General features: G+C 66.1%; 3 protein-coding genes. All 3 read right to left on the bottom strand.

Features of this window, described 5'->3' with window-relative positions; genetic code table 11:
- Positions 1-124 precede the first annotated feature (124 nt).
- From ACVWYQ_RS00700 to ACVWYQ_RS00690, 3 genes are read right to left on the bottom strand one after another with little or no spacing between them, the layout of a single operon-like run.
- Positions 125-1,105, bottom strand: coding sequence for an alpha/beta hydrolase (locus ACVWYQ_RS00700; RefSeq protein WP_456725342.1), 981 nt, complete (start codon positions 1,103-1,105; stop codon positions 125-127).
- A gap of 4 nt (positions 1,106-1,109) precedes the next feature.
- Positions 1,110-17,549 (bottom strand): non-ribosomal peptide synthase/polyketide synthase, encoded by a 16,440-nt coding sequence (locus ACVWYQ_RS00695; protein ID WP_456725341.1) that lies wholly within the window; start codon positions 17,547-17,549, stop codon positions 1,110-1,112.
- Positions 17,542-24,087: an amino acid adenylation domain-containing protein gene (locus ACVWYQ_RS00690; protein WP_404541857.1), complete on the bottom strand. Its 6,546-nt coding sequence runs from the start codon at positions 24,085-24,087 to the stop codon at positions 17,542-17,544. The genes ACVWYQ_RS00695 and ACVWYQ_RS00690 overlap by 8 nt, the downstream gene beginning before the upstream one ends.
- Position 24,088 lies beyond the last annotated feature (1 nt).

Below are 24,088 nucleotides of genomic sequence, written 5' to 3'. Positions count from 1 at the left end.
GCGCACGGCGGGACAGCCTATGGTCTGGAATAGACGTGCTCATGGGATCCGTTCAGGCGCCTCTCGCACAGAAGCGCGAGAGATGATGATCATGACATACTCTCGTTCACACTGCATTGCCATATCAGGCCGCCTTTTCGCCAGCGGCGAGAAAGGCCTTGGCCAGCGCCCGCCCGATCGTCGCCCTCGCCCGCAAGGCATCGGCCACGACATTCCCCATGCGCAGGAATTCATGGATCATGCGGGGATAAACGTGCAGATCGACGGGAACGCCGGCCGCCGCCAAGCGTGCTGCATAATCGCGCCCCTCGTCCACCAGGGGATCGAACTCGGCGAGGACGATGAACGCAGGAGCGAGGCCCGACAGATCATCCGCTGCGAGCGGTGCGAAACGCCAATCGTCCCGATCCGACTCGTCGCGGAGATATAGCCGGAAGAACCAATCGACAGTGCTGCGCTCCAGGAGATGGCCGGTACCGTAGTGCTCGTAGGATGCGGAGGTTTGTCGGGAGCTGAGGCCGGGATAAGCGAGAATCTGAAGCACCGGCTGCGGAAGGTCCGTGTTTGTCCTCGCTTCGATCGCGAGCGCGGCGGCAAGCGTTCCGCCGGCGCTGTCGCCGCCGACGGCGACCCGGCGCGGATCGAGCCCGATCGCGCGGCCCTCGAGGCCGATCCAGGCTAGCGCATCGACGGCATCCTCAAAGGCGGTCGGAAACTTGTGCTCCGGTGCGAGCCTGTAGCCGACCGAGAGCACGGCCGCACCGCTGTCCTTGGCGAGGCCGCGGCACAATGGCTGATGCGAATCGAGGCTGCCGACGACGAAGCCGCCGCCATGCATGTAGAGAAGGACCGGAATGGGAGTGCGTTCGCTCGGCTGCGCGCTCGCATAGAGCCGCGCCTCGATCGTCGCGCCATCCCGCACCGGCAGCGACAAACGCCGCTCGTAGGCAAGCGCCGGCGGATCGACATCGAGCAGCGGCGAGGACGCATCGAAATCGGCCCGCGCCTGCGCAGCAGTCAATTGCGGAAACGGAACGCGCGCGCCGCTTTCGGTGCCGGCCTGCACCATCTCGAGCAATGCCGCGATATCTGGATCAAGACTCAAAGGCTTACTCCGCCGGCTCCGGGACCGTATCCTGCGCGATCGTCGACGCCGCCGCCGGCACGAGCAGACCGCAGATCTCATCGAGCAGGCCGGCATCCCTCAGGATCGTGAAATGGTTGTCGCCGACGAAGCCGCGATCGACCGCCTTCGGCAACTGCAATTCCAGCCGATCACGCTGCGCCAGACGGGTCGAGGTCCACCAGCAGAGCGGCGTGGCTTCGAGGCCCCGCGGCAGCGCGGCGTTCTGCGCCAGCCTGTTGAGGTGCCGTCCGACTGCGAATGCAGCGGACAAATCATCCGCGCCGAGCGATGCATCGTCCGCTCTCACGCTCCTGCCCTGCTCCACAACAGAAGCAACGAGGTCGCGAATGTGCCCCGGCGTCTCCGGCAGATCAGCACGTTTCCATGCCTCGACCTGCGCCTTGATGCGAGAGGCCGCAGCGTTCGGGAGGACCGCCGAGAGCAATCCGGCGAGATCGTCGGCCCAGTGGGCAATCGCCTCCTGCGGGCTCGGTCCGTCCGGCCGCCGCGGCACGAAGCTGTCGACCAGCGCGAGACGATCGACGCGCTCACCGCCGCGTTCGAGTTCGGCCGCGACGAGACCGACCAGCAGTCCTCCCAAGGACCAGCCGACCAGGCTGTAGGGACCGCGCGGCTGCATCCGCCGGATCTCGGCCGCGTAGTCCACGGCCATGGCTTCGAGGGAGGCGTCGGTCCACGAGGAATCGACCAGCATTCTCGATTGCAGCCCGATCACCTGCCGGTGCCCTTCGAGGCGGCGTGCCAGCGGCCCATAGTCGAAGACGGTGCCAAAGCCGCCATGCACGGCGAATACCGGGTTCACGCCGCGAACCGCGGCATTCAGCGGCAGCAGCGCCGATGGGGCGGGTGCGACGGCGGACGCCGCGGTCGCGCTGCCGGCGAGCAAGGCGCGGATCGTGGGCTTCTGGAGCAGATCGCGCAGCTTGATCTCGATCCCATACGTCTTGTCCTGACGAACCCGCGCCACGACCTTGAGACACAGGATCGAATTACCGCCGAGCTCGAAGAAATTGTCGGTGACCCCGACCTGCGGCACGTCCAGGATCTCGGACCACAGGCGCGCCATCGCGGTCTCCGCCAGGCCTTGCGGAGGGACGAAGCTCCGCATCGACGCATCGGGAGCCGGCAATGCACGCCGGTCGATCTTGCCGCTCGACAAAGTCGGCAACCGCTCCAGCACCATGATCCGCGCCGGCACCATATAGGCCGGCAGGATCAGCTTCAGGAAACCGGTCAAGCGCTCGACCAGCCTCTCGGCCGCCTCGGGCGCGGCGTCATCTGCCGCCTTCGGTGCGACATAGGCAATGAGCTGATTTCCGGCTGCGCTCGGCACTGCCACCACCGCCGCCTGCGCAATCGCCTCATGACGGAGCAGCGAGGTCTGGATCTCCCCGAGCTCGATCCGGAAGCCGTTGACCTTGACCTGGTCATCGCTGCGGCCGAGATATTCGACGGTGCCATCCTCGCGCCACCGCGCCAGATCGCCGGTGCGGTACAGCCGCGCTCCCGGGGTCGACGAGAATGGGTCAGGGACGAAGCGCTCTGCGGTCATGCCGGCCTTGCCGTGATAGCAGCGCGCCAGGCCGAAGCCGCCGAGATAAAGCTCGCCGGCGACCCCGGCGGGAATGATGTCGAGTGCGGCATCCAGAATGTAGGCGCGGCGGTCTCCGACCGGCAGGCCGATCGGCGCGTAGGGCGTGTCGCACTCGGACGCGCCATCGACTTTCCAGACCAGCGGCGTGACGACGGTTTCCGTCGGGCCATAACCGTTGATCAGAATGCGTGGCTTGAGAACGCGCCTGACCTTGTCGAAGCCCGCCTTCGGCATCGCCTCGCCGCCGAACGAGTAGAGCTTGACCGGCGGTGGATTGCCGCTCTGCTCGACGCAATCGGCGACCTGCTGGAGGTAGGCCGGCGGCAATCCGATATGGCTGACGCGATGGGCGTGCAGGTTCTCGACTGTCTGTTCCGGCGTCCACAATTCGGCGTCACGCATCAACAGCCGTGCGCCATGCGACAGAACCGTGAGCCAGCGCTCATGGGCGCCGTCGAAGGCCAGCGATAGGAAATGCAGCTCGCAGGAGCTTTCGTCGATCTCGTAGAGGCTGCCCGTGACGCGACAGTGCATCGCCAGCGGACCGTGGGCGACGGCCACGCCCTTTGGCGTCCCCGTCGAGCCCGAGGTGTAGATCAAATAGGCTAGGTTTTCCGGATGCAGTTCGGGCTGCGGCGGATGGTCCGGTCCCGCGTCGAACTCAAACGAAGACAAGGAAATTCGCTCCATGCCGTCCGGGCTGCCCTCGATTTCGAGCGGACCCGTTAACAGGAACGCGATTGCGGCATCGCGCATGACGAACGCGCGCCGCTCCGAGGGTAGCTCGGGATCGAGTGGAACGTAGGCCCCACCCGCCTTGAGCACGGCCAGCAGCGCAATCATCGTGGCAGCAGTTCGCTCCACCACAACGCCCACGCGCTGCTCGGGCTTAAGCCCCCGGGCGATCAGGTGATGAGCCAGGCGGTTGGCCCTGCGCTCGAGGTCTCCGAACGAGAGCACCGAGCCGCCAATGGTCAGCGCCGTCCGCTCCGGATAACGCCGCGCATGGCTGCTGATCGCCTCATGCACCAGCGCCAGGGGAGCGCTTGACGTCGCGTGCCGATTGCAACGATCTGCAAGAGCGGCATCGAGCTCCGTGACGGGATCGATGCTACCAAGCAAGGCCGCGGCATCCCGCGTCAGCTCCGCCAGCAAGTGCTCGAACTGCACCTTGATCTGGGTCGCCTGCACCGCGGTGAAATGGCTCGGCATATAGGTGTATTCGACCTGGAGCGTGTCTTCGACCAGCACCGACAGGTCCATCGGATAGTTCGTCACGTCGACATTCTTCAGGCCGCTGAACTGCAACGCGCCTGCGCCGCGGTGCATGCTGCGTTCGATCGGATAGTTTTCGAACACGATAATGCTGTCGAACATGGTCTGACCGGCACGGCCGGCCCAGCCCTGGACGTCATAGAGCGGCGTGTGCTCGTAGTCCCGGATCGCCGAATTGCGGTCCTGCAGCGCGCGAAGCCATTCTCCGATCGGGCTTTCGGGCGGAAGCGTTTCGATCACGGGCAGCGTGTTGATGAAGAGGCCAAGCATCTGCTGCGATCCGTCGAGACCGGCCGGACGACCGGCCACGGTTACGCCGAACGTCACTGTGTTCTGGCCCGTATAGCGTTGCAGCAGCAGCGCCCACACGCCTTGGACGATCGTGTTCAGCGTGATCCGTTCGCGCCGCGCGAACGCCTTCAGCTCGGCAGTCGCGGCCTCTCCGAGACGCGTGTAACAGCGCTCGTGACCGGATGCCTGATGGCGGCGCGCGCCGAAGGCATCGGAGAGCTGCGTCGGTTGATCGAAGCTCCTGAGCTGTTCCCGCCAGAAAGCTTCGGCAGCCTTGGCGTCCTGCGCCTGCAGCCAGGCGATATAGTCGCGGTAGCGCGTGGCGTTCGCGGCAGCAGCGCCGCCGTAATAGCACTCCAGGACTTCTCCGACGAACCTTGCCGAGCTCCAGCCGTCCATCAGGATGTGATGATAGGTCCAGATCAGCCGATACAGGTCGTCCTGGAGCCGCAACAACCGCACCCGCTGGAGCGGTGGCCTCTGGAGGTCGAATTCGGCGGCGCGCTCATGGGCAAGGGCCGCCGCAATTCTTTCATCCCTGATCGCCTGCCCGCGCCAGTCCTCCTGTGCGAACGGCACGATGGCGTCGCGATAGACGGCTTGCAGCGGAGAGCCGGAGAGCTCACGCCAGAGGAAACCGGTCCGCAGTATCTGATGACGCGCGCTCACCTCGCGCCACGCTGTGCCGAGCCGTTCCGGGTCGAGGCCTCGGATCTCGACACTGACCTGATTGACATAAACGCCGCTGCCGACATCGCGCAGGCTGTGAAACAGCATGCCCTGCTGCATCGGCGACAGCGGATAGACGTCCTCGACGCGGCTCCAGTCCAGATCGAGCCGTTGGAGCTGCTCCCTGGAGAGTCCCGCCAGCGAGCCACCCTCCGATGCGGGGTCTTCCTTATCTGGCTCGACATCTCGGGACGCCGCAATCAGCGCCTCGATGGTTTGATACCGGAACACATCGCGCGGCTCGATGAGCACGCCTTCGCGCCGCGCGCGGCTCACCATCTGCAGAGAGATGATGGAATCACCGCCGAGCTCGAAGAAATTGTCGGTGACGCCGATGTGGGGCTGGCGCAGCAGATCGGCCCAGATCGCGGCCAATGCGGCCTCCGCCGGCGTGCGCGGCGCCACATGCTGGGCGGACGCCGCGAGCTGATCCGGCGCCGGCAATGCCTTGCGGTCGATCTTGCCGTTCGGTGTCAGCGGCAGACGCTCCAGCACCACGATCCGCGCCGGGACCATGTAGTCGGGCAGCACCGAGGACAGCGCCGTTTTGAGCGCCGCCCCATCCAGCGCTTCCCCACTGACATAGCCGACCAGCTGGCGGCCGGCGCCGGCCTCGCGCGCCACCACCACGGCCGTGCGAACACCATCCTGCGCCTGCAGCCGCGCTTCGATCTCGCCGAGCTCGATGCGGAAGCCGCGGATCTTCACCTGGTGGTCGGCACGGCCGACATAGTCGAGCACGCCGTCGGACCGCCACCGCGCCACATCGCCGGTGCGGTACAGCCGCGCCCCCGGCGGACCGAACGGATCGGGGATGAAGCGCTCCGCCGTCAGGGCGCCGCGCCGCCAATAGCCGCGGGCGAGCCCGCTCCCACCGATATAGAGCTCGCCGGCGACGCCGACCGGCGCGAGGTTGAGGTCACCGTCGAGAACGTAAAGCGTGGTGTTGCCGATCGGGCGGCCCAGCAGCGGACGATCATCCATCGCATCGAGCCGATGGCGCGCCGACCACACCGTGGTCTCGGTCGGGCCGTACAGGTTCCAGACCTCGCCGGCCTGGGCCACCAGCCGCCGCGCCAGATCCGGCGGCAGCGCCTCGCCGCCGCACAGCACCCGGCAGCTCGCCGGCAGCGCAGGACCGTCATGATCAAGCAGCATCCGCCAGGTCGACGGCGTTGCCTGGATCACGGACACGCCATGCCGCTGCACGATTGCCTTGAGCTTGACGGGATCATGCGCGGCCGTGCGATCCGCCAGCACGACGCAGGCGCCGATCGTCAGCGGCAACCAGAGCTCAAGGACTGCGATGTCGAAGGACAGCGAGGTCAGTCCCAGCACGCGATCGCCGGCCGTCATGCCGGGCTGCTCCGCCATGGTCGCCAGGAAATTGGTCACGGCATCATGGCGAACCATCACGCCCTTGGGCAGACCGGTCGAGCCCGAAGTGTAGATCACATAGGCGAGGCTCTCGCCGTGAACGGCGACATCGAGATTGCCGGAATCGCCGCCCTCGCCGTCCTGTCCATCAACGAGCCAGGCCTCCGCGCCGGTCTCCGCCAGTATGGCTGCGAACTGATCGTGCAATCTTTCTTGCGTCAGCACCAGCGCCGCGCCGCTGTCGCGCAGCATGTGCGCCAGCCGCTCCGGCGGGTAATCCGGATCGAGCGGCAGATAGGCCCCGCCGGCCTTCAGCACCGCCAACAGCGCGACCAGCATCTCGACGCCGCGGTCGACCGCCAGCCCGACCACGACGTCGGTCCCGACGCCGCGATCGCGCAATCCCCGCGCCAGCCGGTTGGCACGCGCATTCAGTGCGCCATAGCTCAGCTCCGCCTCGCCGAACACCAGTGCGATCGCCTGCGGCGACTTCCGGACTTGCGCCTCGAACTGCGCAATGATCCCCTCGCGCGGTTCATCCCGGCGCGTATCGTTCGCCCGTGCGAGCAGGACGTCATCCGCGGGATCGCGGGCCGCGATCATCCCGACCGGTCGATCGGCATCCATGCTCAGCGCCTCGATCAGCCGCACAAAGGTCCGCTGCAGCCGTGCGATCTGGGCCTCGTCGAAATATTTGCGCTGATAGTTGAAGACGAGGCGCAGGCGCTCATCGACGCCGATGCTGGCGAACAAGGGATAATTGCTGGTCTCGACGATCCGGGTCTCGCCGACCTGGATCTGCCGATCCTGTCCGATCAGCGCGCGGTCGACCGGGTAATTCTCGAACACCAGGATGCTGTCGAATAGTGGCCGTCCGGGGCGCCCTGCCAGCCGCTGGATCTCATAGAGCGGCGTCGCGCCGAATTCGCGCAAGGCCAGATTGCGATCCTGCAACTCGCGCAGCCATGATCCAACGGTCTGCTGTGGGCCGACACCGTCGATGACCGGCAACGTGTTGATGAACAGGCCGACCATCTCTTCGGCGCCGGCGAGTTCCGGCGGCCTGCCCGACACGGTGACACCGAAGCAGACGGTGCCCTGCCCGGTATGCTGTCGCAGCAACTGCGCCCATGCCGCCTGCACCAGCGTGTTCATGGTGATCCGCTCGCGCGCCGCGAATTCCTGCAAGCGTCCGGTCAGTACAGAATCCAGCTCCAGCGCGAGCGTGCCGTGGCCAAACAATTGGGAGCCCGTCGGTTCGACGAGGCTGCCTGCCAGGAAGCTCGGCTGGTCCAGCTCTGCCGTCGCATTGCGCCAGAAGGCCGCCGACGCCTCGCTGTCACGGGCCTTCAGCCACGCGATGTAGTCGCGATAGCGGTGGTGCAATGCCGGCAGGCGTCCCTCGCCGTTATGCTGCATCACCTCGGCGATCAGCCGCGCCGAGCTCCACCCGTCGAGCAGGATGTGATGATGCGTCCAGATCAGCCAATGCCTGTCGTCGCCGAGCCGGATCAACCGGACCCGCTGCAAGGGTGGTCGCGACAGGTCGAACCCGGCGGCCTGCTCCTGCCGCGAAACGTCGGCCAGCGCCGCATCCAGTTGCGCCTGGTCCCACGTCGCGCTCCGTGCTCGCCAGTCGTCCTCGACAAAGGGCACTTCGGCCCGTCGATAGACGACCTGTTGCGGCGCGCCGGACAGGTCACGCCAAATAAATCCCGTCCGCAGCACCGCGTGACGATCGCTGGCCGCCTGCCAGGCGCGGCGCAGCTTTTCGGCATCGAGTCCTCGGATTTCCGCCGCGACCTGATTGACGTAGAGTCCACTCTCGCCGTCATGCATCGCATGGAACAACATGCCCTGCTGCATCGGCGACAATGGATAGATGTCCTCGATCTCGCGCCAATCGAGCGCAAGCCTGTCGAGCTCGATCTGACCCAGCCCCGACAATGCCACATCCGATGGTGTCAGGCCGCACGCGCCGCTGGTGCAGTGATCGACCAGCTCACGCAACGCAGCCTCGTACAACGCGGCTAGCCGCTCGACCGTCTCGCGCCGATAGCGCTTGCGGCCGAAGCCGAACGATAGAAGCAACCGACTATCGCGCACCGTGCCGTTCACCATCAGCCAGTGTCGCAGCGGGCTCGATGCATCCCGCGATGGGCCGGCGCTTTCCGCTGCCATCCTGAACAGCGCCGCCTCATCGCCTCCGTCGATTTGGCCGAGATAATTGAACGCAATCCTCGGCTCGCCGGCGTGCGATAGCGCCAAACGTTGCTCTTCAGAGCCAAGATAACGCAATACGCCGTAGCCCAGTCCGCGGCCGGGAATGCCGCGAAGCTCCTCCTTCACGGTCTTGATCAATGACGAAGGATCTTCTGAGCCACCGGCCAACCGCACAGGAAAGGCCGTCGTGAACCAGCCGACCGTGCGCGAGAGGTCGAGATCGCCAGCGAGAGGCTCGCGGCCATGTCCTTCAAGCTCGACGAGAACGTCGTCCCGTCCGCTCCACTGCCAGACGGCGCGTGCAAGGCCGGCAAGAAGGAGATCGTTGATCTGCGTCCGATAAGCCGACGGCGCATCCGTCAGCAGGCGCCGCGTCCATTGCTCTTCGAACGACAGCAGGATTTCATCGGCATCCGCCATGCGATCGAGGTCGGCATGATCGTCGTCGCAGGGAATGTCCGCATGCGCGCCGCGGCTGGCCCAGTAAGGCAATTCCGCCGCCAGTTCAGGCGACGTTGCGTAGGTCCGTAAGCGCTGTCCCCACAGTGCGTAGGCGTGGCTCTTGGGCGGAAGCACAACCGTGGCGTCGCCGTTTCCTAGCCGCGCGTAAGCTGCGGCGATGTCCTCCAGCAGAATGCGCCATGACACCCCGTCGACCACGAGATGGTGGATCACGATCAGAAAACGCTGGCTGCCATCGGCGACATCGATTCCGACTGCCCGCAACAGCATTCCGCCGGCGATCGACAGGCTTGCTTGCGCCGACGATGCCAGCGCCGTCACGGCGGCCCGGTCGATCGCCTGCCGCACCCCGAGCAGCGCATCCGCTGCCGGAGCAGCGCCGTGCTCGGCACACCAGTTCCCCTGCCTCTGCGCGAAGCGGAGGCGCAGTGCGTCATGATGATCGACCACAGCGGTGAGTGCGCGCCGCATCACGTTCCAGTCGAGACGCTCTCTCGGCTGCAACAGCACCGCCTGGTTCCAATGATCCCGGTTCTCCATGTCCTCCGCAAAGAAGCGGGACTGAATCGGCAAGAGCGGATGCGGGCCGGTGACCTGCCCCTGATCGGCGAGCGTCCCCGTGCGCTGCTCGGTCCGCGCCGCGCGCGCCAGAGCTTCGAGCGTCTGATGCTGGAATACGTCGCGGGGCTCGATCAGGTATCCGGCGCGCCGGGCGCGGCTGACCATCTGGAGCGAGATGATGGAATCGCCGCCGAGTTCGAAGAAATTGTCGGTGAGGCCGACGGACGGACGACCGAGCAGCTCCGCCCAGATCGCCGCAAAAGCGATCTCGGCCGGCGTGCGCGGCGCCTGATGCTCCGGATGGCCATGGGCCATGTCGGGCGCCGGCAGCGCGTGGCGATCGACCTTGCCACTCGGCATCAAGGGTAACCGCTCCAGGACCGCAATTCTCGACGGCACCATATAGTCGGGCAACACGGCCGACAGCGCGGTCCGCAAGCCTGCCTCCGTCAATTGGCCGCTGCCGCTGACATAGCCGACGAGCTGACGGCCCATGCCGACATCGCGCGCCACCACGACGGCGGAGCGAACGCCGGGCTGATCGAGCAGCCGCGCCTCGATCTCGCCGGGTTCGATGCGGAAGCCGCGGATCTTGACCTGGTGATCCGCGCGTCCGACATAGTCGATCGCGCCATCGGCGCGCCAGCGCGCCAGATCTCCTGACCGATAGAGCCGCTCGCCTTGCTCCCCGAAGGGATCGGGAATGAAGCGCTCCGCCGTCAGCTTCTCGCGCCGCCAATAGCCTCGCGCCAAACCGGCCCCGCCGATGAACAACTCGCCGGTCACGCCTGCCGGAACCATGTTCAGATCGGCGTCGAGGATGCGGATCGTCACGCCGGGAATGGGTCGTCCGATCGGCACGCGCGTCGCCCCTTCGTCGCGACAGGTCCAGTAGGTGGCGTTGATGAGAGCCTCGGTCGGACCGTAGCGATTGTCGAACCGCACATTGGGGAACGCCGCACGTACACGCGTCATGAGATCGAGCGACAGCGCCTCGCCGCCAGCAAACATGCGCTTGAGCGAGGTGCAGCGCGCCGCGCCGGGCTCGGTCACGAAATGCTCGAGCATCTGCGGCACGAAGTGCAGCGTCGTCACGTCGTGGGCGATGACGGCGTCCGCCAGGAGTCGCGGCTCGCGATGCGCGCCTGGAGCCGCGATCACGAGCCGCGCGCCGGTTGCGAGCGGCCACAATATCTCCCAAACCGAGACGTCGAAGCTGAACGGGGTCTTGTGCAGCAAGGTCTCGGCAGGATCGAGACGATACTCCCCCTGCATCCAGCCAAGCCGCGCCGCCAGCGCGCGATGCGAACAGGCCACGCCCTTGGGCACGCCGGTCGAACCTGATGTGTACATCACATAAGCCAGGTTGTCCGGCTGAAGCGCCGCATCGGGATTGCCGGCAGGCGCTTCGATGTTAGCTTCGCCCTCCTTGTCGATCGTCCAGGCTTCGGCGCCAGCATCCATGATCACCGGCGCGAGATGCGAGAGCAGCAGCTCCTGAGTCAGCACCAGTGCCGTTCCGCTGTCGCGCAGCATATGAAGCAGGCGTTCGGAGGGATAGTCGGGATCGAGCGGCAGATAGGCGCCGCCGGCTTTCAACACAGCCAGGACGCCAACGATCAGTTCGACGCTGCGTTCGAGCGCTACGCCGACCAGCCGGTCGCGACCGATCCCGTGCTCCCGCAGCCGCCAGGCCAGGCGATTGGCACGCGCGTTCAGCTCGCCATAGCTGATCTGCCGTTCACCGAAGATCAACGCGATCGACGATGGCGAAGCCGCGGCCCGGGCTTCGATCTGCGCGACGATAGTGTCGCCAAACTTCGGTGCTCGCTCGGCGCTGCCGCCCCAGCCGAGCAATCTCTGCTCCTCATCGGCATCGAGGCTGTCCAGCGCGCCCAGCGGCCGCGAGGCGTCCGCCACGATCCTGGCCAGCAGTTGCGACAGCGAGGCCTGCAGATATCTGATATGATCGTCGTCGAGGCGGCTGCGATCGTAGCGAAAGCCCAGATTGATGCCGTCGGGCTTGGCGAAGACCGCCACCGTCAGCGCATAGTTGGTGATCGAGACCTGCTCGACCCGGCCGAACCGGCGTCCGCTTTCGCTCTCGCCCCGCAGCGCCTGATCGATCGGATAGTTCTCGAACACGAGGATGTTGTCGAACAGCGCGCGTCCGGAACGGCCGGCAAGACGCTGAATTTCGTACAGCGGCATCCAGCCGTGATCGCGCAGATCCATGTTGCGCGCCTGGAGATCGCGCAGCCACGCTCCGATCTCGGTTTGCGGGCTTGCCTGATCGACGACGGGCAGCGTGTTGATGAACAGGCCGACCATCTCCTCGGCCCCGCTGATCTCCGCCGGCCGGCCCGAGACCGTCGCACCGAAACAGACCGCGCGCTCGCCGGTGTGGCGACGCAACAGCTGCGCCCAAGCGCCTTGCACCAGCGTGTTCAGCGTGACGCGCTCGCGCCGCGCAAAGGCTTGCAGGCTTGCCGTCAGGTCGGCCGCGAGCAGCAGGTCAGACGAGCCATGGCCGGAAGCACCGTTGGCCGCAGGTTCTCCCAGCGTGTCCGCTAGGAAGCTGGGCTCGTCCAATTCGGCCAAGGCCGATCGCCAGAACGAGGTCGACGCCTCGCGGTCCTGCCTTTGCAGCCACGCGATGTAGTCGCGATAGCGGCCCTTCACTGCTGGCAAGCGTGCGCCGCGCTCGTGCTGCAGGATCTCGGCCATCAGACGCGCGGCGCTCCAGCCGTCGAGCAGGATATGGTGGTGGGTCCAGATCAGCCAGTGGCGCGCGTCGTCGAGCCGGATCAGCCGCACCCGCTGCAATGGCGCCTGAGACAGATCGAATGCCCTGGTACGTTCGGCTTGCGCAATACCCGCGAGCGCAACCCGCAGCTCCTCCTCTTCCATGGCGGCCGTCCGCGAGCGCCAGTCTTCTTCCTCGAATGGCAAAGGCGCAGAGCGATAGACCACCTGCTGCGCGGCCCCCGACAGCTCGCGCCACGCAAATCCGGTTCGCAACACGGCGTGGCGCGAACTGGTCTCGTGCCAGGCTGCGCGCAGCCTGCCGGCCTCGAGACCACGGATCTCGAGGCCGATCTGGTTGACGTAATTGCCGCTCTCGCCATCACGCAGGGCATGGAACAGCATGCCCTGCTGCATGGGCGACAGCGGATAGATGTCCTCGATCTCGCGGCAGTCGATCGCTGCGACCAGCGCGTCGAGATCAGCCTGCTTGAGGTTCGACAAGGCGAAGTCCGACGGCGTGATGCCGCGGGCGCCGCCCGTGCAATGCGCGACGAGTTCGCGCAGGGCCGCCGCGTAATGCTCGACGAGACGTTCGATGGTTGCGCGCCGGTAACGCCTACGGCCATAGCTGAACGACAGGCGCAACTGTCCTTCCCCGACCTGACCGTTGATGCTGACCCAGCGGCCAAGCGGCGCGCTTTCGCTGCGCATCGGCCCCGAGCTCTCGGGCGCGAGGCGAAACGGGGCACTCTCTCCCATGCTGGAATCGAACTGGCCGAGATAGTTGAAGACGATGCGCGGCTCGGGACGTGCCGCCAGGGCGCTCCGCTGCGACTCGGTGCCGAGATGACGCAGGACGCCGTACCCCAGGCCGCGGTTGGGAACCGCCCGAAGCTCCTCCTTGATCGATTTGATCAGAGAGGCGTCGTCGCTCGAGCCGCCCGGCAGGCGCATCGGAAATGCCGTGGTGAACCAGCCGATGGTGCGGGACACGTCCGCACCGTCGAAGACGTCCTCGCGGCCATGGCCTTCGAGCTCGACGACGACATCCTCAACCCCGCCCCAGCGCGACACGGCTCGCGCAAGTGCCGCCAGCAGGAGATCATTGACCTGGGTGCGGTAAGCGGTCGGGGCTTCCTTCAGCAGCCGCGTGGTCAATCCGGCGTCGAACGCCAGCAGGACTTCCTCGCCGTCTGCAACCCGGTCGACCCCGCCATGATCGTCATCGCAGGGAAACGCGGCATGCGATCCCCGCTCCAGCCAATAGTCGAGCTCGGCTGCCAGCTCGTCGGTCGCAGCATAGGCCTGTAATCGCGCGCCCCAGGATGCATAAGAGTCGCTCCTCGCCAGCGCGACTGAAGCCGCGCCCTGGCGGAGCTGATCGTACGCCGCCGCAAAGTCTTCGAGCAGCACCCGCCATGACACGCCGTCGATGACCAGATGATGCACCACCACCAGAAGCCGCTGGCTGCCATCCGCGAGATCCATGCCGACCACACGCAGCAGCGGCCCGGCCAGCGACAGGCTGGCCTGAGCCGACGCGGCAACTCCCGTGACCTCGGCGGCATCGCGAACGTCGCTGCGAATCCAGAGCAGCTCCGAGATCGCCGGCGGCGAGCCATAAATTGCGCGCCAACCGCCATCAATCTCCTCGAAGCGCAAGCGCAGGGCCTCATGATGCGCGACGAGAGCGGCAAGCGTGAGCTCGACGAGCTTCCAGTCGAGCCGCGACTTCGGCATCAGCAGGACGGCCTGATTCCAGTGATGACGGTCCCCTGCATCCTCACCGAGAAACCGCAACTGGATCGGCAGCAGCAGGTGCTCGCGGCCGTCGAGATCGAGCTCAGCGGCGACGATCTCCGCCTTGTCTTCACTCCGCGCCACGCGCGCCAGATCCTGCAAGGTCTGATGTCGGAAGACGTCACGCGGCTCGATCAGCAGGCCCGCCTGGCGCGCCCGACCGACCAGTTGCAGCGAGATGATGGAATCGCCGCCGAGCTCGAAGAAATTGTCGGTGACGCCGATGACGGGCTGGCCGAGCAGCTCGGCCCAGATCGCAGCGAGCACCGTCTCGGCTGCGGAGCGCGGCGCGACATGCGCGGTGATTGCGGCCGGCATCTCCGGTGCCGGCAGGGCGTCGCGATCGACCTTGCCGTGCGCGGTGAGCGGCAGCCGGTCCAATCGCACGATGCGGGCCGGCACCATGTAGTCGGGCAGCTCCTCCGAGAGCGCCGCGCGCATCGCCGCTTCGTCGAACGGTCCATCGCCGGCGACATAGCCGACCAGCTGACGGCTGACGCCGGCTTCACGGGCAACGACCACGGCCGACCGCACGCCGGCCTGCCGCATCAGCCATGCCTCGATCTCGCCGAGCTCGATCCGGAAGCCGCGGATCTTCACCTGATGATCGGACCGGCCCACATACTCGATGACGCCATCGGCACGCCAGCGTGCCAGATCGCCGGTGCGATACAGACGCGCGCCCGGTGCGCCAAACGGATCAGGGACGAAGCGCTCCGCCGTCAGCTCGGCTCGCTGCCGGTAGCCGCGCGCCAGCCCCTCACCGCCGATGAACAGCTCGCCAGTTACGCCAATCGGAACGACGTTGAGATCATTGTCCAGGATGTACGCCGAGCGGCGGCCCACCGGGCGACCGATCGGGGCATAGTTGCCGTCGATCTCCTCGCTCGCATCGACCTTCCATACCAGCGGCGTGACCACGGTTTCGGTCGGCCCGTAGCCGTTGATCAATGCCCGCGGCTTGAGCGCGCGCTTGACCTTGTCGAAGCCAGCCTTGGGCATCGCCTCGCCGCCGAACGAGTACAGCTCGACTGGCGGCGGATTGCCACGCCACATCGCGAAATCGGCGAGCTGTTGCAGGTAGGCCGGCGGGAACCCGGCATTGGTGACGCGCTGCCGGCGCAGAACTTCGATGGTCTGTTCGGCCGACCACAGGTCCGCATCCCGCATCACGAGCGCCGCGCCGCAGGTCAGTGCGGTCCAGAGCCGCTCATGGGCGCCATCGAAGGTGAAGGACAGGAAGTGCAGCTCGCGCGAGTGCCGATCCATGTCGTAGAGCCCGGCCGTCACCTCGCAGTGCATGGCGAACGGACCGTGTTCGACCGCGACGCCCTTGGGGATGCCGGTGGAGCCGGAGGTATAGATCACATAGGCAAGGCTGGTTGGCACCACCGCGATCTCGGGATCGCTTTCGCTCTCCGTGGCGAGATTGATCGCACCGAGCGGAACGACCACGACGCCAGCTGGCGGCGGCGTCAACGCCGAACTATCTGCGTCGACCAGCACGACACGCGCGCCGGCATCGCGCAGGGTGCCGACCTGTCGTCTGACCGGATGCTCGGGATCGAGCGGCAGATAGGCTGCACCCGTCTTCAAGATGGCGAGCAGCGCCGTAATGAGGCCTGGCGAACGCCGTGCCGAGACGCCGACAAGGTCGTCGCGCCCGACACCGAGGCGGATCAGGTGGTGCGCGAGCCGATTGGCGCGGCGGTTGAGCTCGGCATAGCTGATTTCATCGTCACCGAAGACCAGCGCCGGCGCGTCGGGCGTTTCGGCGGCCAGCCGTGCAACCGTCCGATGCACCGGTGTGAACGATGAGCTTGCCGTTTCGTCGTCGGCGCAATTCCATTGCCGCAACAGCCCCAATTCCTGTTCGGACAGCAACGCCACATCGGCGATCCCTTGCGCGTCGTCGGCAACCATGGCCTTCAGGAGGGTGGTCCAATGCGCGGCGAGGCGCTCGATCGTCGCCGTCTCGAACAGCGCCGTTGCATAGGTGAAGATGGCACGGATCTCGCCTGACAGCCCCTCCTCGGTATCGAGCGCGAGTTCGAACTTGACGGCATCGACCTCCGTATCGATCGTCTCGATCTGGAGACCGGTCCGATCCGATGAACTAGCCGACGCCCGACGGCGCTGGTGATTGTAGAGGACCTGGAACAGTGGATTCTGACTCAGGCTGCGCGTGGGCTGAAGGATTTCGAGCAGACGTTCGAACGGAAGGTCCTGGTTTTCCTGTGCCTCGACAGTGGCCGCATGAACCGCCGCAATGAAGTCCGCGATCGCCGCGCGGCCGTCGATCTGCGTGCGAAGCACCTGGGTATTGACGAACAGACCGATCACGCCGCGCGCTTCGCCGCGATGCCTGTTGGCGACGGGCACGCCGATGTTGATGTCGGACTGCCCGGTGTAGCGATAGAGCAGCAGCTTGAAGCTCGCCAGCAGGACGGCGAACAGGGTCGTGCGATGCCGCCGCGCGAGCGCGCGCAAGCCATTGGCTAGCGCCGGTTCGAGCGGGATGCGATGTGCCGATCCCGCCAGGTCCGGAACCGCCGGGCGCGGCCGGTCGATCGGCAGCTGGAGCACGGCCGGATTGGCGAGACGCCTGGTCCAGTAGCCGACCTGCCGTTCGCCATCGACCGCACTCATCCAGAGCCGCTGCCATTCGGCGTAGTCGGCATAGTCAATCTCCGGCTCCGGCAGGGCCGGTTCTTCACCGCAAGCGAATGCCGCGTACAGTTTCCAGAACTCGTCAACCAGCACGCCCATCGACCAGCCGTCGGCCACGATATGGTGCAGGCTGACGACGAGGATATGGTCGCTCTCGTCCAGCGTCAGCAGCGCCGCACGCATGAGCGGGCCCGCCTCGAGATCGAACGGCAGCGAGGCCTCCTGCCGTGCCAACGAACGCGCCTGCCGTTCGCGGTCGTCGCCAGCGAGGATCACGTGCCGCAATACGGCCGGCTGCGGATCGTGGACGATTTGTTCGGCCTGCTCCCCTTCCTGCCGAAACACAGTGCGAAGCGTGCTGTGGCGGGCGACGAGCATATCGAACGCCTGTTGCAATGCGCGTGGTTGCAGCTGGCCGCGCACGCGCACCGTCGCCGATATGTTGTAGGCCGCGCTGGACGGATCCATCCGCCACAGGAACCAGAGGCGCGCTTGCGCAAAGGACAGCGGCGCCCGCTTTCGCTCCTGGCGCACGATCGGCAGCATGGCGAGGTTGACGCCCTTCGCCGCGAGCTGCGACAGGAACGCGTGCTGCTTGCCGGAATCGAGACGCATCAAGCGCCGTGAAATGTCGCGCAGCTGCTGCTTTTGCGTGGTTGCCGTGTCACTCATGGGACAGTTCGACTTCCTTCAACAGGTCGAGCATCGCTACGATGTCGTCGCTTCGCTTGTCGGTCTCGCTCTCCAGGCCCAGCGCAGCAGCCATGGTTTCAACGGTCGTCAATTCAAACAGACGATTGAGCGGCAGGTCGTGGCCGAGATCGCGCTTGATGCGGCTAACGAGCTGGACCGCAATCAAGGAATCACCACCGAGCTCGAAGAAGTTGTCGGTGACGCCGATGTTGGGCTGGCGCAGCAGATCGGCCCAGATCGCGGCCAATGCGACCTCCGCCGGTGTGCGCGGCGCCACATGCTGGGCGGACGCCACAAGCTGATCCGGCGCCGGCAAGGCCTTGCGGTCGATCTTGCCGTTCGGCGTCAGCGGCAGACGCTCCAGCACCACGATCCGTGCCGGAACCATGTAGTCCGGCAGCACCGAGGACAGCACCGTTTTGAGCACCGCGCCATCCAGCGCTTCGCCACTGACATAGCCGACCAGCTGGCGGCCGGCGCCGGCCTCGCGCGCCACGACGACAGCCGCGCGGACACCATCCTGCGCCTGTAGCCGCGCCTCGATCTCGCCGAGCTCAATGCGGAAGCCGCGGATCTTCACCTGGTAATCGGCACGGCCGACGTAATCGAGCACGCCTTCGGATCGCCACCGCGCCACGTCGCCGGTGCGGTACAGTCGCGCCCCCGGCGGACCGAAGGGATCGGGGATGAAGCGCTCCGCCGTCAGGCCGCCGCGCTGCCAATAGCCCCGCGCGAGCCCGCTCCCGCCGATATAGAGCTCGCCAGCGACGCCGACCGGCGCGAGGTTGAGGTCACCGTCGAGAACGTAAAGCGTGGTGTTGCCGATCGGGCGGCCCAGCAGCGGACGATGGTCCATCGCATCGAGCCGATGGCGCGCCGACCACACCGTGGTCTCGGTCGGGCCGTACAGGTTCCAGACCTCGCCGGCCTGGGCCACCAGCCGCCGCGCCAGATCCGGCGGCAGCGCCTCGCCGCCGCACAGCACCCGGCAGCTCGCCGGCAGCGCAGGACCGTCATGATCGAGCAGCATCCGCCAGGTCGACGGCGTGGCCTGGATCAGGGACACGCCATGCCGCTCCACGATCGCCTTGAGCTTGGCAGGATCATGCGCGGCCGCGCGATCCGCCAGCACGACGCAGGCGCCGATCCTCAGCGGCAGCCACAGCTCCAACACCGCGATGTCGAAGGACAGCGAGGTCAGCCCCAGCACGCGGTCGCCGGCCGTCATGCCGGGCTGCTCCGCCATGGTCGCCAGGAAATTGGTCACGGCGTCGTGGCGAACCATCACGCCCTTGGGCAGACCGGTCGAGCCCGAAGTGCAGATCATATAGGCGAGGCTCTCGCCGTGAACGGCGACATCGAGATTGCCTGCATCGCCGCCCTCGCCGTCCTCTCCATCGACTAGCCAGGCCTCCGCGCCGGTCTCCGCCAGAATGCCTGCGAACGGATCGTGCAATCTCTCTTGCGTCAGCACCAGCGCCGCGCCGCTGTCGCGCAGCATGTGCGCCAGCCGCTCCGGCGGGTAATCCGGATCGAGCGGCAAATAGGCCCCGCCGGCCTTCAGCACCGCCAGCAGCGCGACCAGCATCTCGACGCCGCGGTCGAGCGCCAGCCCGACCACGACGTCGGTCCCGACGCCGTGATCTCGCAATCGCCGCGCCAGCCGGTTGGCACGTGCATTCAGCGTTGCATAGCTCAGCTCCGCCTCGCCGAACGCCAGCGCGATCGCCTGCGGCGACTTCCGGACCTGTGCCTCGAACTGCGTGACGAATGATCGGACTTGCGGATCATGCGCCTGCGCCCGATTCCACACCTCCAGCAAAAGCTGACGCTCCTCGCGAGGCACAATGTCGAGCTGGCGGACCGGCGCACGCGGCGCATGCTCCAGCGCATCGGCCAGCTGGTCCAGCGCTTGCTGCATCAGGGCGCAGATGCGATCAGCCGAGAACGGATCGACGATCTGAGCGGTCAGACCAAGCGCTTGACCATAATCCTCGACGGCCAGCATCAGGGGATAATTGGTGCGCTCCTCGCCACCGAGCCATTCGATCCCGGAGTGCTCCCTGTTGGCAGCCAGATCCGCCGGCGTTGCATTGTGCCGATAGTTCAGGATCGCGCTGAACAGAGGCGCGGGTGCCGCGACGCCGCTGCATCGCTGCGCGAGCGCCAGCGAGGCGTGCTCGTGTGCCATCAGCTCGGTCAGCCGACGATGCGCATCACGAACGCTGTCCTCGACCGCGGTGTCGTCGAAATCGAGCCGCAGCGGCAAGGTGTTGATGAACAGGCCCATGGTGCGATCGCCGCCCGCGCCGGCCTGCATGCGACCGAACAAAACAGTCCCGAACACCACATGCTCGCACCCACTGGTTCGCGCCACCACCTGTCCCCAAGCGAGGTGGCAAAGGCTGGCGAGGCTGACGCCCAGCCGCCGCGCCTGCAAACGAAGCCTTGCATTCAAGCTCTCGGGCAGCATCAGCCGAGCTTCGGCCACGCCGGCACCGTCGCCGTGCACCCGGTCCAGCCCAAACGGCGTGGTCGACTCGTCGATGTCGGCGAGCATGCCGCGGAAGAAGCGCTCATGCTCCGCGGTCGCCGCCGATTCGCGCGCCTGTGCCACCAGATTCCGGAACGGATAGGGCGGCGGCAATTCGTGACTTCGCCCGGACAGGATCTTCACGACCTCGTCGTGCATCACCTCAAGCGTGGAATGGTCGCCGATGAGGTGATGCAACAGAACCAGGAGCAGCCAGCGCCCGCCTTCTGGATCGGCGGCGAGTGCAAAGCGCAGCAGCGGCGGCTGTCCGAGATCGATCCGATGGAATCGCGGATCGAAACGGCGGGCCAGCTGCTCATCCGCCGGACCTTCGCCGTCCAGCACGACCTCGCTGACGGCCAAGGGCGCCTGCCGCCAAACCACCTGAGCCGGCGTGGACAGTCCGTTCCACACGAGGGACGTTCGCAGAATGTCGTGACGGGCGATCACCTGCCGGACCGCATCGAGATAGCGATCGAGCAGGTCGCGGTCGGCAAAGGCCATCCGGCCAATCAGCAGATAGGGATCGCCCTCCTTCGCCAGCAGGTGATGGAAGAGGATGCCATCCTGAAGCGGCGACAGGCCGTAGACGTCCTGGATGTTGGCGACGCCGCCGGGAACGCCGGCCACAATGCTGTCGATATCGGATTGCGTTAGCGCGATCAGCGGCAACAAATCCGGTGTGATCGCCGTCGTCTGCCGGGTGATCCGATTAACCGGAACGTCGGCTTCTACGCCGCCATCGAGGCTGGCGGCAAAGTCCGCCAGCACCGGCTTCGCGAACAGCATGCGCGCATCCGCCCTCAGCGCATGCCGCTGCAATCGCTCCAGCATGCGCACTGCGAGCAGCGAGTGGCCGCCGAGCTCGAAGAAGTGGTCACTGCGTCCGATCCGATCGATGCCCAAGAGCTCGGCCCAGATATTTGCGACGACCTGTTCGACCTCGCCTCGCGGCGGCTCGAAACGGCGTCGCGCATATGCATCGTTCTCCGGCGCCGGCAGCGCCTTGCGGTCGACCTTGCCATTCGGCGTGAGCGGGAGTGCATCGAGACTCACGAACGCCGACGGCACCATGTAGTCCGGCAGACAGGCACGCAGATGATCGCGCAACGCGCTGACCAATTCATTGGCATCGAGCCCCGCGCCATTGCGGCGACGTACGGCGACATAGGCGACAAGCCGCGTGTCACCACCGTGATCCCGCTGCACCAGTACGATTGAATCGGCAACGTCGGCATGCTCGTTGAGCCGAAACTCGATCTCGCCGAGCTCGATGCGAAAGCCACGGATCTTGACCTGGTGGTCGTTGCGGCCGAGAAACGCAATATTGCCGTCCGGGAGATAGCGGCCGAGATCGCCGGTGCGATACATGCGCGCATCCGCACCGCCGCAGAAGGGATCGCGCACGAAGCGCTCTGCCGTCAGATCGGCGCGATCGAGATAACCGCGCGCGACTCCGACTCCGCCGATGTAGATTTCGCCGACGGCACCGAGCGGAACGGGCGCACCGAACCGGTCCAGGAGATAGATTCGCGCATTCGGCAGCGGTCGACCGATCGGGGTGGCGCCGCCGTCAAAACCCTGATGCCGCAACCAGCTCGTGGCGCAAACCGTTGCCTCCGTCGGCCCATAACCGTTGAAGACGGCAATACCAGGAGGCAATCCCTTGGCCAGCTCGGCGTTGGGCAATTCACCGGCAAGAACGAGAACCCGCAACGAGGCGAGCCGTTCGAGATCGGTCCGCCCGTGCAGCATCGCCGGCGGCAACGTCGCATGCGTGATCGCGTTGTCCGCGAGATAGCCGAACAATGCCGCGGTGTCCTGATGCTCGCGCGTGCCGGTCAGAAACAGCGCGGCGCCCGAGCACAGCGCCATGACGATTTCCCAGATGCTGGCATCGAAGCTGAGCGAGGCAAACTGCACGACGCGACTGCTCGAATTGACGTTGAACAACGCCCGCTGCGCCAACGCCAGATTCACCAGGCCGCGGTGCTCGACCATCACCCCCTTCGGCCGGCCAGTCGAGCCGGACGTGTAGATGATGTAGGCAAGGCTTCGCGCAGTCAGTCCTTTGAGGAGAGCACCCGGATCCGACGCCGCCTGCCCCGCGCCTGCATCGGGATCGACGATCTCGCAAGTCCCATCCGGAATGATCGCGCGTCCTGTGCCGTCTGCGATCAACAGGCGCGGCCTCGCATCATCGACAATCTGACGTAGCCGCTCCGCAGGATAAGCGGGATCGAGCGGCAGATAGGCGCCGCCCGCCTTCAGCACGGCCAGCAGGCTCACCACCATTGCGATGCCCCGCGGCAGGCAGATCGCAACGGGCTGATCCGGCACCACTCCCAAGGTGATCAAGTGCCGCGCAAGCCTGTTCGCTCGCGCATCGAGCTCGCTATAGCTCAGACGAACGTCCTCGTATGCCAGCGCAATGGCGTCCGGCGCCCTTCTCACCTGCTCCGCAAATAGATCGTGAATGCAGCTTTCGGAGGGAAACGGCGTGGCCGTCTCGTTCCACGCGTCGAGAACGCGCCTGCGCTCATCGACACCAATGATATCGATCCGGTCGACCACCTGATTCGCATCGGAGATCATGGCCCGCAGCACGGTCAACAGATAGCCCCGATAGCGCGTGATCGTCGCTTCGTCGAACAGCGACGTCGCATAATTCAGGGAGCCGACAATGCGCCCGTCCATCTCGCCGAGGTTGAGCTCGAGATCGAACTTGACCTGTTGCAGCGGAATATCAGCGACCTCGGCCTTCAGGCCAGGCAACTCGAGGGGTCCCATGTCGCTGCCTTGCCAGGCGAACACGACCTGAAAGACCGGCGTCTGCTCCAACCGTCGCAGCGGTTGAACGATCTCGACGACCTGCTCGAACGGCAGATCCTGATGATCCTGCGCCGCGAGCGCCGCCGCGCGCACACGGCGGAGTAGCTCGGCGACGCTCGGCTCGGCCGCGAGATCGACGCGGAGAGCCAGCATGTTGACGAAGAATCCGATCAGGCCCTCGATCTCCGGCCTGTTTCGGTTCGCCGTCGGCGTCCCGATCACGACCTCCGTCTGCCCGGAGAGTCTCGACAGCACCGCTGCCCAGGCCGCCAGCAGCGTCATGAAAACGCTGGCACCATTCGACTGGCTCAGTCGCTTGATGCCGGATGCGAGCTCCGTATCGATTTCGATCGGCAGGGACGCACCGGCGAGCGACCTGATTGGCGGACGCGGCCGGTCTGTCGGCAATTCGAGCATTGCAGGAGCATCCGCGAGCGCTTCTCGCCAATAGTCGAACTGCCGCTGCAAGCGTTCGCCCGACAGCCATTGTCGCTGCCAGGCGGCATAGTCTGGATACTGAATTGCCAATGGCGGCAGAGGATCGTCCTTGCCGGCGGCGAATGCCCGGTAGAGAGCGCCGAGCTCGCGCATGAGCACGCCGATCGACCAGCCATCGGAGACGATGTGATGCTGGGTAAGCAAGAAGAGATGCTCTCCCTCCGCCATCCGGATCAGGCGACCGCGGACCAACGGTCCTGCGGCGAGATCAAACGGCGTCGCGGCCTCCTCGCGGCAGAGGCGCGCCAGCTCCTGCTCGCGATCGTCCCGGCTACTCAGATCATGTTCGAGCAGCGGCACACGCGCATCCCTGGGCAGCAGCACCACGCGCGGCCGTTCGTCCACTACGCGAAAGACGCTGCGCAGGGCTTCGTGGCGCGCGAACACACGGTCGATGCTGCAACGCAAGGCTTCGAGATCGAGCTCGCCCGTAAGCCGCAATGCTCCGCGAATGTGATAGCTGGAATTCGTACCATCGAGCTGCGCCAGCAGCCAGAGCCGCTGCTGCGCAAAGGACATTTCCAACGATCCGCTCCGCGCCACCACCGGAATAGCGCCAGCGTCACTCCGGCCGCGATTCCTGGCCAGCGCGACGAGCTTTCTCATCTGCTGGGGATCCAGATCGCGTAGGCTCGGCTTTGCCGTGTCAGCCATG

It is taken from the genome of Bradyrhizobium sp. USDA 3397 (genome assembly GCF_054060965.1).
This window is presented reverse-complemented; position numbering and strand designations above follow the sequence as displayed.

Coding starts and splice junctions, on each gene's coding strand:
- ACVWYQ_RS00695 (WP_456725341.1), bottom strand. CDS start 17,549: ATGAGTGACACGGCAACCACGCAAAAGCAGCAGCTGCGCGACATTTCA.
- ACVWYQ_RS00690 (WP_404541857.1), bottom strand. CDS start 24,087: ATGGCTGACACGGCAAAGCCGAGCCTACGCGATCTGGATCCCCAGCAG.